We start from the raw sequence: 12,999 nt of genomic DNA on the forward strand, positions 1-12,999 counted from the left end.
AACTGCATTCCACAAATTACGGGAGATGATTTGCATCCCCCGTAATTTTTCATATTGAATCATTCCCTGCCTGCTTGATACCTATTTCCCAAATTCTTGAGAAATTAATATAAAAAAGACCAAGACACTAACTTGTGCCTTGATCTGAAATCATATTACGCATGAACTTTTTGTTCTTTTGCCAATTCCTGGGCAACCCCAATAATCCAATCTTCCTGACCGCCGACTGCACCCATTTCAGCGATTTTCGTTAGAATATAACGCGGGTCTACCCCATACTCCTTACCTGCTCTCTCGGCGAACAGCAAGAAACTGGAGTAAACGCCTGTGTAACCCAGTGTTAAGCTTAAATTATCAATTTGAACAGGACGTTCCATGATTGGCTTGATAACATTTTCCGCAGCGTCCATTGATTTATACAAATCCACATCATGAGGGATATCCAGTTTATTCAGCACAGCGACCAGCTGCTCGGTAGCCGTATTGCCGGCCCCGGCTCCCATCCCGGCAAGGCTTGAATCAATTCTATCGGCTCCCTCCTCATATGCTGCAATCGAGTTTGCTACACCTAAGGATAAATTATTGTGTCCATGGAAACCAATTTCTGTATTTAAATTTTCTTTAAACAGAGCGATTCTCCGGCGTGTATCCTCCATTGTTAAAGCACCGGCGGAATCTACCACATAAATGGTTTTTGCTCCATAGGATTCCATCTTTTTTGCTTCTGTCAACAGATTTTCCGGGGAAGTGCGGTGTGACATCATAAGGAATCCGACCGATTCCATTCCTAATTCATTTGCAGTTTTAATATGCTGCTCCGATACATCCGCTTCCGTACAATGTGTTGCAACACGGACAACCTGTGCTCCCCAGTCATTTGCCCGCTTCAGGTGTTCAATCGTACCAATTCCCGGCAGCAGCAATACACTTATTTTGGCATTTTTCGCATTGTTTACCGCAGTTGTAATAATATCTTTCTCCGTCTCTTTGGAAAACCCAAATTGAATGGAACTTCCACCTAGACCATCACCGTGTGTTGCTTCTATAATGTCTGCACCTGACTCGTCAATTAATCGTGTTATTTCAGCAATTTGATCCATCGAATACTGGTGACGGATTGCGTGCATTCCATCACGTAATGTAACATCATTAATGGTTACGCTTCTTTTGCTCATTGAACTGTCTCTCCCTTCAGTAAACTTTCTGCGATAACCTCACCGGTTTTTGTAGCAGCTGAAGTGATGATATCCAAATTCCCTGCATATTTCGGCAGGAAGTCACCATTGCCTTCCACTTCTACAGATACTGTAACAACATTCCCTTTAACTACAGGGTCTGCTTTATAACGATAACCTTTTACATATCCTTGTACTGTTTGAAGCATGGATTCCAATGATTTAAATATTTCTTCTTTATGTTCCTCGGCATTTCCGCCTGTTTTCACATGAATCGTATTTCGCATAAGTATTGGTGGATCAGCAGGATTTAGTGTAATAATTGCTTTCGATTCTTTGGCCCCCCCAACTTCCCGAAGTGCATCTGCTGTTGTTACGGTAAATTCATCGATATTTTGCCTTGTTCCAGGTCCTGCACTTTTACTGGAAATGGAAGCGACAATTTCAGCATAATCAACATCAATTACATCGGAAATTGCCTTTACCATTGGAATCGTTGCCTGGCCGCCACATGTAACCATATTCACATTGTCCAGGTGTGGAATTTCATTTTCTTTCAAATTGACAGCAGGCACGAGAAAAGGTCCAACTGCAGCCGGTGTTAAATCAATCGCCTTTTTACCCATTTCTTTCAAGATTGGGGCATTATATGCATGAGCTTTTGCAGAAGTAGCTTCATAGACTATATCTGCAAGTTCCGGGTTTTCTTTCAACCCATCGATTCCGTAATTAATTGCTTCCAGTCCATTCTCCCGCGCCCTTTGCAAACCTTTTGATTCCGGATCAATTCCAATTAGTGCGGTAACTTCCAGTTTGTCACTTCTCAGCAACTTGTACATCAGATCTGTTCCGATATTTCCCGAACCAATGATGGCACATTTAATCTTCTTCTCTGGCATGTTCATCTCTCCTTGAATTTCGTTTTTTTCCTTCACAGCAATAGTCACAGGCTTCTTCCAAATGTTGCTTCAGTATTTCTTGCGCTTTGTCGATTTTCCCAGCCGTTAACATCTCCACAACGTATAAATGCTGTGTTATAATTTCTTCCTGATTGGAGCGGCTCACCTCACTGGTTATATCAATCAGCGTCCGAAATAATTCTGTCAGTGATGACCAAAGCTGGATGAGTGTACGATTCGTTGTCATCTGTACAAGCAGACCATGAAAAGCAAGGTCGATTTCAATATCCCTTTCGCCTTTTTCATGGGCTTCTTTCATTTGATCAATATACAGAAAAAGCAATCCCTTGTTTTTTTCCAGTTCATCCTCGGATATTTGTGTCAAAGCATGACGCTCCAGAAGTAACCGGCTATTGTACAAATCCTGAATTTCCTTTACGTCAAAACCTTTCACAACTGTCCGGCCATTGGAATGCTTTTCAACGAGATTTTCAGATTCCAGCCTGGCAATTGCCTCTCTAATGGGACCACGGCTGACATTAAGTTCTTTTGACAATGTTGCCTCTACCAGGTAATCCCCTTTTGAATAACTACCCAGAATAATTTCCTTTCTCAAATGATCAAGTACTTGATTGAATATATTCTTTTTCACGATCCTCATAAACAACTTATCTCCTTAAATATTCTGAAAAGTTAACAGTTAACTAATTAGAATTATAGATACCGCTTTCAGAAATGTCAAGAAGATAAATAACATTTTTCAAGTTATTCAACCAAATTCGGATGGTACCTATAAAACTCCTTCCGGGCGTGGAAGGAGTTTTATATTCGTTTATTTATTGGCGGCTGCGGGTGATTTTACAAATGGTGTTCCGCGTTTAAAGTACGAGTCCGGCAGTGGGGCACCGTAGTAAATAATGGCTTTTTCAAGCTCTCCTTCTTCCCATTTAACAGGTTTCCAGTCCGGATCAAAGATAAGATAGCCGGAATCTCCAAACAACTCTATGCGATTGCCGCCCGGTTCGAAAACATACATGCACATTGCCTGTGATACGCCATGTTTTAATGGACCCGCTTCTATTTGAATTTCATTTTCCGTTAATATTTCCGACAAGTCATGTAAATGCTGCGGAAATCCATACCAGAATGCAATATGATGTAATCTGCCCAACCCCGGTTCAGGTGTCCCCTGATCGCCCATGAAAGCAAGTTCATGTACTAATGGGCTGACACTTAACCACGTACCAATTTCCGATCCATCATTTTTTACGACATGTTCCCTTAAATTAAAGCCAAGATCACTCATCATAAACTTCTTGTTTGCGGTTACATTACTGGACAACAGGTTAACATGATCAATACGACGAACCGGAACACCTCTTGTTGGGCGCTTTTGCGGCCGGTTTTTCAGCAATGTGCATTCACTTTCAGGAGCTTGATAATAATCTACATCCCACAAAATTTCCATGTTGTGATTGTCAGGTGTTACAAATTGATATGCTGCGCCATGACCGAGATCACCATCAATCCAGCCTTTTCCGGCACCCGATTTTTCAAGGTCTTTCACACGGCGTTCCAATGCATTTTTCGAACTCGCCCGCCAGCTGACATGACCCAGTCCCGGTTCATTTCGTTCCGTAATTTTTAATGAATGATGATAGAAGTCCTCATACGACCGAAGATATACAGACTGTCCTTCCCTGTCGACCTCAGTCATCCCTAAAATTTCTTTAAAAAACCACAGTGTTCCATCCGGATTCGGTGTAAACATTTCCACATGAGCCAGTTGAGCAACATCGAACCTTTTTAATTCATTTTCCATTACGATTTCCTCCCTGTAATTTTTAAATATATTGATAGCGCTTACACCAACTGTAAAAAAATTAGACTAGGCAAAACATACAATAAAAATATTTCCTCATAAGATTTTATCGCTATAATGCATTAAATAAAGCACCTGGTTCCTCTATGCGCAACACCATGAAATTTTTTATGAAAAAGTTCCTGGGCTGAAAGTGCTAGAATTGAAGTGAAAAAATGTGCCAGGAGATTCAACCCAGAATCCCCTGTCTGCACCTTATTTCCCTAACTCCTTTGCACTCTTTCCGCCAACTGACCAGTGTGTTTTCGGTACTTCACTGACAATAACCCGCACATTTTGCTTCGGAGCATCCAATGTTTCACTTACGGTATCTGCTACATTTGCCATCAGGGCATCAATTTTTTCCTGTGGTCTGCCCTCCAACACCTGAATATTAACAAGTGGCATTTAAATCTCTCCTTTCCATGAACCTATTTTACGAAGAACGAGATATCTCCGATTCCGCCATATTTTGCGCTGACATAATCCCCCGGTGATAAACGGACTGCTGTTGTGATTCCTCCTGATAAAATCGGCTGACCAACTTTCACTTTTTCGCCTTTTTTACTTAACATGTTCGCCAGTCTGGCAATCGAATTTGCCGGGTGTCCAAGCACAGCAGCACCGGCGCCTAATTGCTGAATTTCACCATTAATGGATAAGGTAACTCCGACAACATCCAGTTCCACCGTATCCGGTCTTTTCAAATTTGTTCCAAATACCGCTCCCGCTGCAGATGTGTTGTCAGCTACAACATCCGGCAGCGTAAAATTAAAGTTTTCATAGCGGCTGTCGATGATTTCAATAGCCGGGAAAACATATTCGGTGGAGCGGAGCACATCAAGCGGTGTCACGTTTGGCCCTTCCAAATCACGTGATAAAACAAATCCAATTTCCGGTTCCACTTTTGGGTGAATGTAATCATCGATTGAGATAGAATCTCCTTCATTGACAACCATGTAATCAAATACGTAGCCATAGATTGGATCATCCACATTCATCTGCTTCATCTTAGCCTCACTGGTGATACCCATCTTCGGTCCAATGATTTTATGGCCCTCTGCTAGCTTTTGATTAATGACTTCTTCCTGAACCAAATACCCCTCTTCAATTGTCAATTCCGGGTATAATTCGGCAGTTATTTTCGTGATTTCTCTTTTTTCTTTTTCTGCGTTATGTGTATAATCGGCAAGCTTTTTAATCAAATTTTTGTCCATTTTCTTCCTCCCGATGTATTCTGAAGTATGCATTATACCGTGCGAAGTCTGACTGAAACGTGCGATATTCATTTCAATCGTGCGAACTACAGCCCAAACGTGCGATATTCATTTCAATCGTGCGAACTCCGGCCCAAACGTGCGAAATTCCATTCAATTGCGCGAAATCTTCTTCACCAAAAACGCAAAATCTTCTTCAAAAGGTAAAGCTCCCGCAGCCCTGAACAACATTTCACCACGCCTCAAATATCCTTATTTATTCTGTAAATGTTACGCTCACTTCGCCCAGTTCAGCAAATTTCACATAAAAATGATCACCCGGTTCCGCTTCAATTGCCGCGGATAAGGCACCTGATAAAATAACCTCGCCTGCTTTCAGTGTAATATCGTATTTGGCCAATTTATTCGCAAGCCAGGCAACACATTTCGCCGGATCACCAAGTGCTGCAGCACCGACACCAGTGTTTTGCAATGTGTCATTCTTATAAACTGCCATACCGATCTGTTTCAAATCAATGTCGGTAATCTTTTTCGGATTATTGCCTAGCAGATATAACCCGGAAGAGGCATTATCCGCCACGGTGTCTGCAAGCGTAATCTTCCAGTCTTTTATTCTGCTGTCCACAATTTCAAGTGCCGGAACAACTGCATCTGTTGCCTGCAAAACATCGAGTGATGTTACATTTGGCCCAACCAAATCCTCTTTTAAAATAAAGGCAATCTCGCCCTCCACTTTTGGCTGAAGGACACGATTGGCAGGAATCTCTCCCCTGTTGTTCACTTCCATATCATCGGTCAGATGACCATAATCCGGTTCACCGACACCCAGCATTTCCTGCATTGCTTTAGACGTCAGCCCAATTTTCTTTCCAGTAACCTTCCTGCCGCTTTCCACATTAGCCTGGATTGTCTGCAGTTGGACATAATATGCCTCATCAATGGTGAGGTCGGGATCCACCGCGGTTAACGGTTGAACCCCTTCCCCATCACTCCAGGCCCTTGCAAGATGGTTAGCATGGCTTTCAATTTTGGATTTATTTTCTGTTACCATAAACAGCCTCCTAGAGTTTCAATGTGACGTTAGTCAGTTCAGAGTAAAAGTCGAAACTGTGTGCTCCGCCTTCACGGCCAAGGCCGCTTTGCTTCATTCCGCCAAATGGTGTGCGCAAATCACGCAGGAACCACGTATTCACCCAAACCATACCCGCTTCAATTTGTGAGGAAACTCTTGCTGCACGTTTCACATCACTTGTCCATACGCTTGCACTCAGTCCATATGGTGTATCGTTTACTTGTTCCAGAACTTCTTCTTCCGTATCAAATGGCGTAACCGTTACAACCGGTCCGAAAATTTCTTCGCGGACACATCTGGAATCATTGCCAAGACCGGTAATAATCGTCGGTTCCACAAAATAACCTTTGTCAGCATCGACTGCATTACCGCCAATCAGAAATTCGCCGCCTTCTTCTTTGGCAATATCCAAATACTTAAGCACTTTGTTGTAGTGTTCTTCACTGACCAAAGCACCAACATTTGTATCCGGATCAAATGGATTGCCGACTTTCATTCCTTTTGTTTTTTCCACAAACTTTTCCAGGAATTCATCGTAAATGGAGCGTTCCACATAAATTCGTGCACCACACAGGCAAACTTCACCCTGGTTAACAAAGCTCGACTTCAGTGTTGTCTCGATTGTTTCATCCAAATCCGCATCTGCGAAAATGACGTTCGGGTTTTTACCGCCAAGTTCAAATGATAATTTCTTCAATGTAGGTGCTGCTGCTTTCATAATCGCACTCCCGGTAATCGTTTCGCCGGTAAAGGCAATAGCATCAACATCATCATGGGATGAAAGCGCAGCTCCGGTTTCACCAAAACCATGTACCATGTTGACAACCCCATCCGGAACACCTGCATCTGTAAGAATTTGTGCCAATACTGTGGCAGTCATCGGGGTTACTTCAGATGGTTTCATAACAGCTGTATTTCCAGCGGCCAGCGCCGGTGCCAATTTCCAGGTCATCAAAAACAATGGCAGGTTCCATGGGTTAATCAGCCCGACAACACCAACCGGCTTACGAACCGCATAATGGATAGCAGTGTCATCCTGCTGATAGGATTCATTTCCAACTGTTGTCATGTAATCGGCAAAAAAATAGAAGTTATTTGCTGCCCGGTCAATATCGACACTATTGGAAAGCCAAAGTGGTTTTCCTGTGTCCAACGTTTCCAGTACGGCCAGTTCTTCTTGTCTTTCCTTAATTAGGTCGCCAATTTTACGAAGGATATTGGAACGCTTTTTTAAAGGCATTTTTCCCCATTCGCCATTAAGTGCTTTCCGTGCTGCCTTTACCGCCTGATCAACTTCTTCTTCACCGCCGATCTGAACATTTCCCAGCACTTCCTTTGTAGCCGGGTTACTATTTTCAAATGATTTACCGCTGCCTGACTGCACATATTTACCATTAATATAATGGTCGCAGTCAATTGACTTAACATTTGGTCTGTTTTCAGTTGTTTGCATGAAAATTCCTCCTTATAAGTAATTGGAAAGATAAGAATCATTTCCAATATTGATTTACATTGAAAATTGTTTGACTAATCTTGCATCTTCAGTATAGGTACGGTAGCGGAAATAAAAAAGGCTTTAGTTCCCCTATGTGGAACAAATGCTAAAAAATTTTAAAAAGTTATTGTATAATTGTAAGTAAGCGATGCCAAATGCAGTAAATAAAAGCATAAACTGAAACAAAGCACTGTTCGCATATAGGGAACATAAATGTAAGGAGGAAAATACATGCCTAAAAAAGGAGACCCGCAAATTCTTTCTTCAGTAAAGAATGCGCTGCGCATTTTAAAGAGTTATTCTACATTTGAATCGTCCAAAAAAGTGGGGGAACTAGCGGAATCTTTGGGACTTGCCAAAAGTACTGTCAGCAGATTGTTATCCACCCTTGCCAGCGAAGGATTTGTCCAAAAGGATCCGCAAACAAATGGATATCGGCTGGGATTATCCGTGCTGACCCTTGGCGGAATTGTAATTAATAATTTAGAAATCCACAGTGAAGCTGCACCGGTGCTGAACAAACTCGTAAATGACACCGGCGAAACAGCACACTTATCGATTTTGGACGGACTTGATAACATTTATATTCATAAAGAGGAGTGCACCCACCCTGTTCGGATTCTGACACATGTAGGCCGGCGGAATCCGGCTTATTGTACCAGTTCCGGGAAGGTGCTGCTTGCCTTTGCTGATGAGGAAATTGTTGAAGAAATCATTGACCGTGGACTTGTCGCATATACAAAAAACAGTATCACCAATCCTGAAAAACTGCGTTCCGAATTGAAGATTATTCACGAACAAGGTTACGCTGTCAGCACCGAGGAATTGACGGAAGGTACTAAATCAGTTGCAGCACCTATTAGAGATTATACCGGAAAAATTGTCAGTGCCATTACTGTTGTCGGACCGATCCAACGCATGACCGATCACAAAATCCCCGACATCGCCAAAAAGGTAATTGAAGCCGGAAACGAAGCATCCGAACGCCTCGGCTATGACAAACGCTACTTCAAACAACACCAATAAATTATTCAATAAGATGGTGCAAGTCACCTGTCTAAAAAATCGGCAGGTGACTTGGCATTTTTATTTGTTAAAGAATTCTGATAAATGTGTTTTGAATTTACTTAAAACAGGTATATAACTAATAGAATCGATTTGAAAGGAGGTGATACTATGGGCGAAAGAGCCACATCCGCCTATGGAAACCGAACTGCAGCAACGTCAGCAGTTGGTGCAGAAGCACAACAAGGAAATGGTCCTGCCTCGGCAAGTGCGAGCAGTTCTACAGCGAATCCGCAAACATCCAAAACGAGCACTACCTCAGCTGTTGCAGGGGTAAATAGTGCATCAGCTTCCTGTAATGTTGCAGCAGTTGCTGTTGGTCCACAAGGTGCTGCCGCTGCCAGCGAAGTTGGTGTCGCAACGATAGGACCTTACGGGGCTGCAGCATCAAGTAATGCAGCGAATTCCAGCAGTGTTGCAATTGACAGACAGAGAATAACGCCTTCTGCCGGAAACAATCAAACGGAACAAATTCAAAAATAAATTTTTTTGAATAAAATATTTGTAAAATTCAACCTTTTTGGTTTAATTAGTTCAGAATGTGGTAAACAAAACTGACGGAGTAAAGAAAGGAGGGTAGATAATGGCAAATACAAAAACTTCCAAAGCAAATACAAGCAAGTCAAATAAAACTGCAAAAGCAGCGAAAGGAGTGTCAAAAGATATGGCAAAAAAGATTGAGGAAAAACTGGAAGAAGTCGAAACAAACCTAACAGAAAAGATTGAACATGTCTCCGACCAAATTGACAATGTAAAAAATGATCTTAGTGATCGTATTGATAATATGTTAAGTGATATGTCCGATCGTATTGACAGTGTGCAAAGCGACTTAGCGGATCGAATCGACGACAATAGTTCGCATGAAAAGCTTGCCGATCGTATAGATCATGTATCCAATGACTTGTCTGACCGAATCGATAGTGTAAGCGAAGATCTATCGGACAGAATTGATGATTTAAAAGACCGTCTCTGATTCCAGCACTTGAAAAGAATGAAGGCTTCTATCAAACATTTTGGTGGAAGTCTTTTTATTTTCGTAAAATATCCCCTCTCTTCACCTTCAGTTTACAAAGTTTCCATTCATATATACTAGTAAAACTGCATAAATTAAGATAAGGAAAAAAACTCAACTACTACCATATATCAAAGTAGTAGTTGAGTTTGGGAGTATACCCTATTTGTTTATTTCCCGGTTTTTGTCGATTGGATTAAAAAAGTTTTTATTTTTTTGTTTTATTTCTTAACAAACGGGTAACTATGAGTATAGTAGATTGTTCCAGCAATCTATCTGCCGGCGGATTGTTCATTTGAGTGTGAATGTGTGCATATTTTGTCGGTTAACAACGAGATGCACCATGCCATTTACGGAAAACACAAGGGTGGTAACTCAATGTTAGTTTAAATCCGTCGGCATCCCTTTTTAAAAATATTCCTTGCCATGGGATGGTTAAGGGATCTCTTATAATATTTTGTAATGGTCATTTGTTTCACCTCATATTTATCATTGTTCTCCACCAGCATCAATCAATCTTAATCTGAAGAGCCTCCTTTATCCTGCTGTCCGGAAATCAAAATAGTCATCATAAGCATCATCATCATGGAGAACATGTCTGATTGTCCATTTTGCTGATTTGGCGGCTGCTGGGGTTGCTGTGGCTGTTGTGGCTGCTGTTGTTGATTTTCATTCACTTGGCTCACCTCCTTTAATAGTTTCGCTGCAGGCAGCGTGCAAATGAATCGTTACTATCAATACATCACATGAACTCTGCCGTCTTCCAAAATGCCGACAATGTAATAGCTCATTGGCAGTTCCAATCCGTTAACAATTCCTTTGTCCAGAAGTTTTTTGATTCCTTCTTTATAAGAGTCCTGATTGGTAATAAGATGATAAAAATAAATTTTTTCACCATTTACCTTTCCGGAACCCTTCAGAACAAATTGTTCCGAATAGTTTGCATAAAACCATTCTTTCGCCTCCGAGTGTCCGTTAAAAAACGTGCAGTTTTCCTCAAAATCTTTCCTTAATGTTCGCATTACATGACATCTCCTTTTAAAGTTTAATCATTTATATACCGCTTCGGTTTAATCATTCTTAGAGGATGTCTGATTCATATTATTAAGCATTCCCATGATCATGTTAAGCTGGTTTATTTGGTCAGATTTGGAAATGTTTTGCCCTGCTGAACCATTGGAATTCTCCAATAACCCGTACAATTGGGTCAGTTGACCAACTGTTAATGAGTCTTGAGGAACCCTCAGATAACGCGGGCCTTCATGAATCATTTCTTCACCAAAGGCTACAACCTTCATACCAGACACTGAAATGCAAAGTAATTCATTCCCTTGAAAATAGCCATTATGGGAACTCACCTCAAACATGTTATCCCCCCTTTCCATCAATTGTTTTAACACACTAGTCTTGTCCAGGAAGACTCTCAATCAAAGCCGTGACGATTTTATCCAGGATTTCATTATATTCCTGAATCATTTTCTCAATCATCTCGATAATCAGCCGAAGCAGTTCTTCCGCATTTCCAGCCTGTTGCGGTATTGCCTTATCTGCTGCCAATGAAAACACCTCCTTTTTTTCTTCTTCACCACATTAATCTGATGAGCCGCCACTATTTTGTTGTCCCGAAATCAGTACAGTCATCATCAGCATCATCATCATAGAAAACATTTCAGAATGATTCGTTTGTTGCTGCTCATACTGCTGCTGCGTTTCGGCCATTGTCCTCACCCCCTTTCAAAGATTAGAAAGCGGTTATAATCCATTTACAGTTGTATAATGCAAGTGATAAAGCAGATCCAAATATGCTTTCAGGTGTACTGCTCGATCTTGCGTTGAATAACCGGTTAATGGCAGCCTTATGTTTTCAAATAAACCATAAAGAACCGTTAACTGCTCAACCGTAAATGTTTCTTGTGAAATCCGTAAACAATGTGGGCCCAGTTGAATGATCTCCTCGCCAAACACATCAATTTTCATACCGGATATGGAAATGCAAATGATTTCATTTCCCAGTGATTCCCCCTGTTGGCATTTCACCTCGACCACGTTATCCCACCTTTTTTGATTAATGTCAGCTGGATTTTCTAATTCTAATTCGGAAGCTTCTTTATTAAGGCCTTAACAATTTGTTCGAGGGTCTTTTCCAAATCCTGAATCACTTTCTCAATCGATTGGATAATCAGGTGCAAAAGTTCCTCTATTTCCTTGACAGGTAACTGTTTAATTAAATTTTCACTCATCATATTCACCTCCTAATAATTGGAACTAACTTCCTTTACCCGTATAATTTCATTTTATTCATAATTTTCATAGGATTTTCGAATTATTTTTAACGTGACAAATCATTTGGAAAAAATTACAAAATTTTACATAATTTACAATTAATGTTTGTTTTTTATGAGAAATGGTCTATTTGGTTAATTTTGATGTTCCAAAAATAGGAAAGTATTATCATATACATAGTTAACCAAAGGATATTCTACGAAAATAGCACGCTGTCATAAGAACGATATAATTTTGTAATTTTTCCGTAATGTGTTTACTGAATCTAATCATCTTTAAAAAACATATAGCCAATACTGAGAATCGCCATAACGATCGAGGAGCCAAATACAAATGGCCAGTTCTCGATATTTACGGCATAACCAATAAGAGCAGTCAAAACACTGTTAAGCAATATATATACCGTTTTCAATCGCTTTTTTCTCTTCCTGCTCTTCTTATCAAAAATTTCATGAAGCGATAATCGGCATATTTGAATACCCGGTATAAGTCTTACAGGGGCCGAACCGTGATTTACAACCAGCGCCCTGACATGGCCGGTAAATCTTGGTCCGATATATTCCACCGGACTGATCTTTAAACCAAACATATCTTTATTCATTTCATCATAGACATGTGCCACCATATTCTTCGGTGTATGAAGGGTCTCAACAGATCTGATCATGGCGGAATGTCCAGGCTTCAAATAAAATTCTTCATATGAAATGTCTACCGTTTTACAATCATTCTCAGGGAATTGCCGATTTGATTTTACCGGACGATCCGAAACATACAGCTGAATATTCTTGTGCAGCGTAAGTTTGATTGTACCCTGTCCAATATTGGAAGAATTAAAAGGTACCACAATATTTTTATCTTTAACCTTTGTTAACAAATCATCATCAAGCATGTGAACCACCTCCCTTCAAAATAATAGAATT

The 12,999-nt window shown here is 40.8% G+C and carries 19 protein-coding genes; 3 read left to right on the forward strand and 16 right to left on the reverse strand.

The window, feature by feature from the left end:
* Window positions 1–155 precede the first annotated feature (155 nt).
* The 8 genes from dmpG to B1K71_RS15170 all read right to left on the reverse strand — a co-directional run bounded on the left by dmpG (window position 156) and on the right by B1K71_RS15170 (window position 7,677).
* Entirely contained in the window at window positions 156–1,175 is a 1,020-nt protein-coding gene (dmpG, locus tag B1K71_RS15135; protein WP_077328495.1) for a 4-hydroxy-2-oxovalerate aldolase, read from the reverse strand.
* A complete protein-coding gene (locus B1K71_RS15140) occupies window positions 1,172–2,074 on the reverse strand; it encodes an acetaldehyde dehydrogenase (acetylating) (RefSeq protein ID WP_077328497.1) in 903 nt (300 codons plus the stop codon). The genes dmpG and B1K71_RS15140 overlap by 4 nt, the downstream gene beginning before the upstream one ends.
* Window positions 2,055–2,735 (reverse strand): GntR family transcriptional regulator, encoded by a 681-nt coding sequence (locus B1K71_RS15145; protein ID WP_077328498.1) that lies wholly within the window; start codon window positions 2,733–2,735, stop codon window positions 2,055–2,057. The genes B1K71_RS15140 and B1K71_RS15145 overlap by 20 nt, the downstream gene beginning before the upstream one ends.
* A gap of 171 nt (window positions 2,736–2,906) precedes the next feature.
* Complete coding sequence (locus B1K71_RS15150; RefSeq protein WP_077328500.1) at window positions 2,907–3,896, reverse strand: catechol 2,3-dioxygenase; 990 nt, start codon at window positions 3,894–3,896, stop codon at window positions 2,907–2,909.
* Between the two features lie 255 nt (window positions 3,897–4,151).
* The gene (locus tag B1K71_RS15155) at window positions 4,152–4,343 is read right to left on the reverse strand and encodes a 4-oxalocrotonate tautomerase (RefSeq protein WP_077328502.1); all 192 of its coding nucleotides are present in this window, start codon (window positions 4,341–4,343) and stop codon (window positions 4,152–4,154) included.
* A 23-nt stretch (window positions 4,344–4,366) separates the two neighbouring features.
* Complete coding sequence (locus tag B1K71_RS15160; RefSeq protein WP_077328504.1) at window positions 4,367–5,152, reverse strand: 2-keto-4-pentenoate hydratase; 786 nt, start codon at window positions 5,150–5,152, stop codon at window positions 4,367–4,369.
* 256 nt (window positions 5,153–5,408) lie between these two features.
* Window positions 5,409–6,203, reverse strand: a complete 795-nt coding sequence (locus B1K71_RS15165) for a 2-keto-4-pentenoate hydratase (RefSeq protein ID WP_077328506.1) — start codon at window positions 6,201–6,203, stop codon at window positions 5,409–5,411.
* A gap of 10 nt (window positions 6,204–6,213) precedes the next feature.
* Complete coding sequence (locus tag B1K71_RS15170; protein ID WP_077328508.1) at window positions 6,214–7,677, reverse strand: aldehyde dehydrogenase; 1,464 nt, start codon at window positions 7,675–7,677, stop codon at window positions 6,214–6,216.
* Window positions 7,678–7,950: 273 nt separating this feature from the next.
* Between B1K71_RS15170 and B1K71_RS15175 the strand changes: the two genes are divergently transcribed.
* The 3 genes from B1K71_RS15175 (at window position 7,951) to B1K71_RS15185 (ending at window position 9,757) form a co-directional block, all read left to right on the forward strand.
* Window positions 7,951–8,745 (forward strand): IclR family transcriptional regulator, encoded by a 795-nt coding sequence (locus B1K71_RS15175; RefSeq protein WP_077328509.1) that lies wholly within the window; start codon window positions 7,951–7,953, stop codon window positions 8,743–8,745.
* Between the two features lie 150 nt (window positions 8,746–8,895).
* Entirely contained in the window at window positions 8,896–9,267 is a 372-nt protein-coding gene (locus B1K71_RS15180; protein ID WP_077328511.1) for a hypothetical protein, read from the forward strand.
* A gap of 100 nt (window positions 9,268–9,367) precedes the next feature.
* Window positions 9,368–9,757 (forward strand): hypothetical protein, encoded by a 390-nt coding sequence (locus B1K71_RS15185; protein ID WP_077328513.1) that lies wholly within the window; start codon window positions 9,368–9,370, stop codon window positions 9,755–9,757.
* 557 nt (window positions 9,758–10,314) lie between these two features.
* Here the strand turns inward: B1K71_RS15185 and B1K71_RS19970 are convergent.
* The 8 genes from B1K71_RS19970 to B1K71_RS15205 all read right to left on the reverse strand — a co-directional run bounded on the left by B1K71_RS19970 (window position 10,315) and on the right by B1K71_RS15205 (window position 12,968).
* Window positions 10,315–10,473, reverse strand: coding sequence for a hypothetical protein (locus tag B1K71_RS19970; protein ID WP_175631925.1), 159 nt, complete (start codon window positions 10,471–10,473; stop codon window positions 10,315–10,317).
* Between the two features lie 57 nt (window positions 10,474–10,530).
* Window positions 10,531–10,818, reverse strand: coding sequence for a hypothetical protein (locus B1K71_RS15190; RefSeq protein WP_077328515.1), 288 nt, complete (start codon window positions 10,816–10,818; stop codon window positions 10,531–10,533).
* A 48-nt stretch (window positions 10,819–10,866) separates the two neighbouring features.
* Window positions 10,867–11,163 (reverse strand): hypothetical protein, encoded by a 297-nt coding sequence (locus B1K71_RS15195; RefSeq protein ID WP_077328516.1) that lies wholly within the window; start codon window positions 11,161–11,163, stop codon window positions 10,867–10,869.
* Between the two features lie 34 nt (window positions 11,164–11,197).
* The gene (locus B1K71_RS19975; protein WP_175631926.1) at window positions 11,198–11,353 is read right to left on the reverse strand and encodes a hypothetical protein; all 156 of its coding nucleotides are present in this window, start codon (window positions 11,351–11,353) and stop codon (window positions 11,198–11,200) included.
* Between the two features lie 33 nt (window positions 11,354–11,386).
* Window positions 11,387–11,515, reverse strand: a complete 129-nt coding sequence (locus tag B1K71_RS20285; protein WP_281250351.1) for a hypothetical protein — start codon at window positions 11,513–11,515, stop codon at window positions 11,387–11,389.
* Window positions 11,516–11,548: 33 nt separating this feature from the next.
* A complete protein-coding gene (locus B1K71_RS15200) occupies window positions 11,549–11,842 on the reverse strand; it encodes a hypothetical protein (protein WP_077328518.1) in 294 nt (97 codons plus the stop codon).
* A gap of 44 nt (window positions 11,843–11,886) precedes the next feature.
* Window positions 11,887–12,036, reverse strand: a complete 150-nt coding sequence (locus B1K71_RS19980) for a hypothetical protein (protein WP_175631927.1) — start codon at window positions 12,034–12,036, stop codon at window positions 11,887–11,889.
* Window positions 12,037–12,344: 308 nt separating this feature from the next.
* Complete coding sequence (locus B1K71_RS15205; protein WP_077328520.1) at window positions 12,345–12,968, reverse strand: dCTP deaminase domain-containing protein; 624 nt, start codon at window positions 12,966–12,968, stop codon at window positions 12,345–12,347.
* Window positions 12,969–12,999: the final 31 nt, after the last annotated feature.

The sequence above is a fragment of the Virgibacillus siamensis genome (assembly GCF_900162695.1).
In the GTDB taxonomy this organism is placed as follows: Bacteria; Bacillota; Bacilli; order Bacillales; family Amphibacillaceae; genus Lentibacillus; species Lentibacillus siamensis_A.

Excerpts from the sequence above, each read along its gene's own strand:
- B1K71_RS15175 (WP_077328509.1), top strand. The coding sequence starts at position 7,951 with ATGCCTAAAAAAGGAGACCCGCAAATTCTTTCTTCAGTAAAGAATGCG.
- B1K71_RS15195 (WP_077328516.1), bottom strand. The coding sequence starts at position 11,163 with ATGTTTGAGGTGAGTTCCCATAATGGCTATTTTCAAGGGAATGAATTA.
- B1K71_RS19980 (WP_175631927.1), bottom strand. The coding sequence starts at position 12,036 with ATGAGTGAAAATTTAATTAAACAGTTACCTGTCAAGGAAATAGAGGAA.
- B1K71_RS15145 (WP_077328498.1), bottom strand. The coding sequence starts at position 2,735 with ATGAGGATCGTGAAAAAGAATATATTCAATCAAGTACTTGATCATTTG.
- B1K71_RS15140 (WP_077328497.1), bottom strand. The coding sequence starts at position 2,074 with ATGCCAGAGAAGAAGATTAAATGTGCCATCATTGGTTCGGGAAATATC.
- B1K71_RS20285 (WP_281250351.1), bottom strand. The coding sequence starts at position 11,515 with ATGGCCGAAACGCAGCAGCAGTATGAGCAGCAACAAACGAATCATTCT.
- dmpG (WP_077328495.1), bottom strand. The coding sequence starts at position 1,175 with ATGAGCAAAAGAAGCGTAACCATTAATGATGTTACATTACGTGATGGA.
- B1K71_RS15190 (WP_077328515.1), bottom strand. The coding sequence starts at position 10,818 with ATGCGAACATTAAGGAAAGATTTTGAGGAAAACTGCACGTTTTTTAAC.
- B1K71_RS15185 (WP_077328513.1), top strand. The coding sequence starts at position 9,368 with ATGGCAAATACAAAAACTTCCAAAGCAAATACAAGCAAGTCAAATAAA.
- B1K71_RS15150 (WP_077328500.1), bottom strand. The coding sequence starts at position 3,896 with ATGGAAAATGAATTAAAAAGGTTCGATGTTGCTCAACTGGCTCATGTG.
- B1K71_RS15160 (WP_077328504.1), bottom strand. The coding sequence starts at position 5,152 with ATGGACAAAAATTTGATTAAAAAGCTTGCCGATTATACACATAACGCA.
- B1K71_RS15205 (WP_077328520.1), bottom strand. The coding sequence starts at position 12,968 with ATGCTTGATGATGATTTGTTAACAAAGGTTAAAGATAAAAATATTGTG.
- B1K71_RS15170 (WP_077328508.1), bottom strand. The coding sequence starts at position 7,677 with ATGCAAACAACTGAAAACAGACCAAATGTTAAGTCAATTGACTGCGAC.
- B1K71_RS15155 (WP_077328502.1), bottom strand. The coding sequence starts at position 4,343 with ATGCCACTTGTTAATATTCAGGTGTTGGAGGGCAGACCACAGGAAAAA.
- B1K71_RS15180 (WP_077328511.1), top strand. The coding sequence starts at position 8,896 with ATGGGCGAAAGAGCCACATCCGCCTATGGAAACCGAACTGCAGCAACG.
- B1K71_RS15165 (WP_077328506.1), bottom strand. The coding sequence starts at position 6,203 with ATGGTAACAGAAAATAAATCCAAAATTGAAAGCCATGCTAACCATCTT.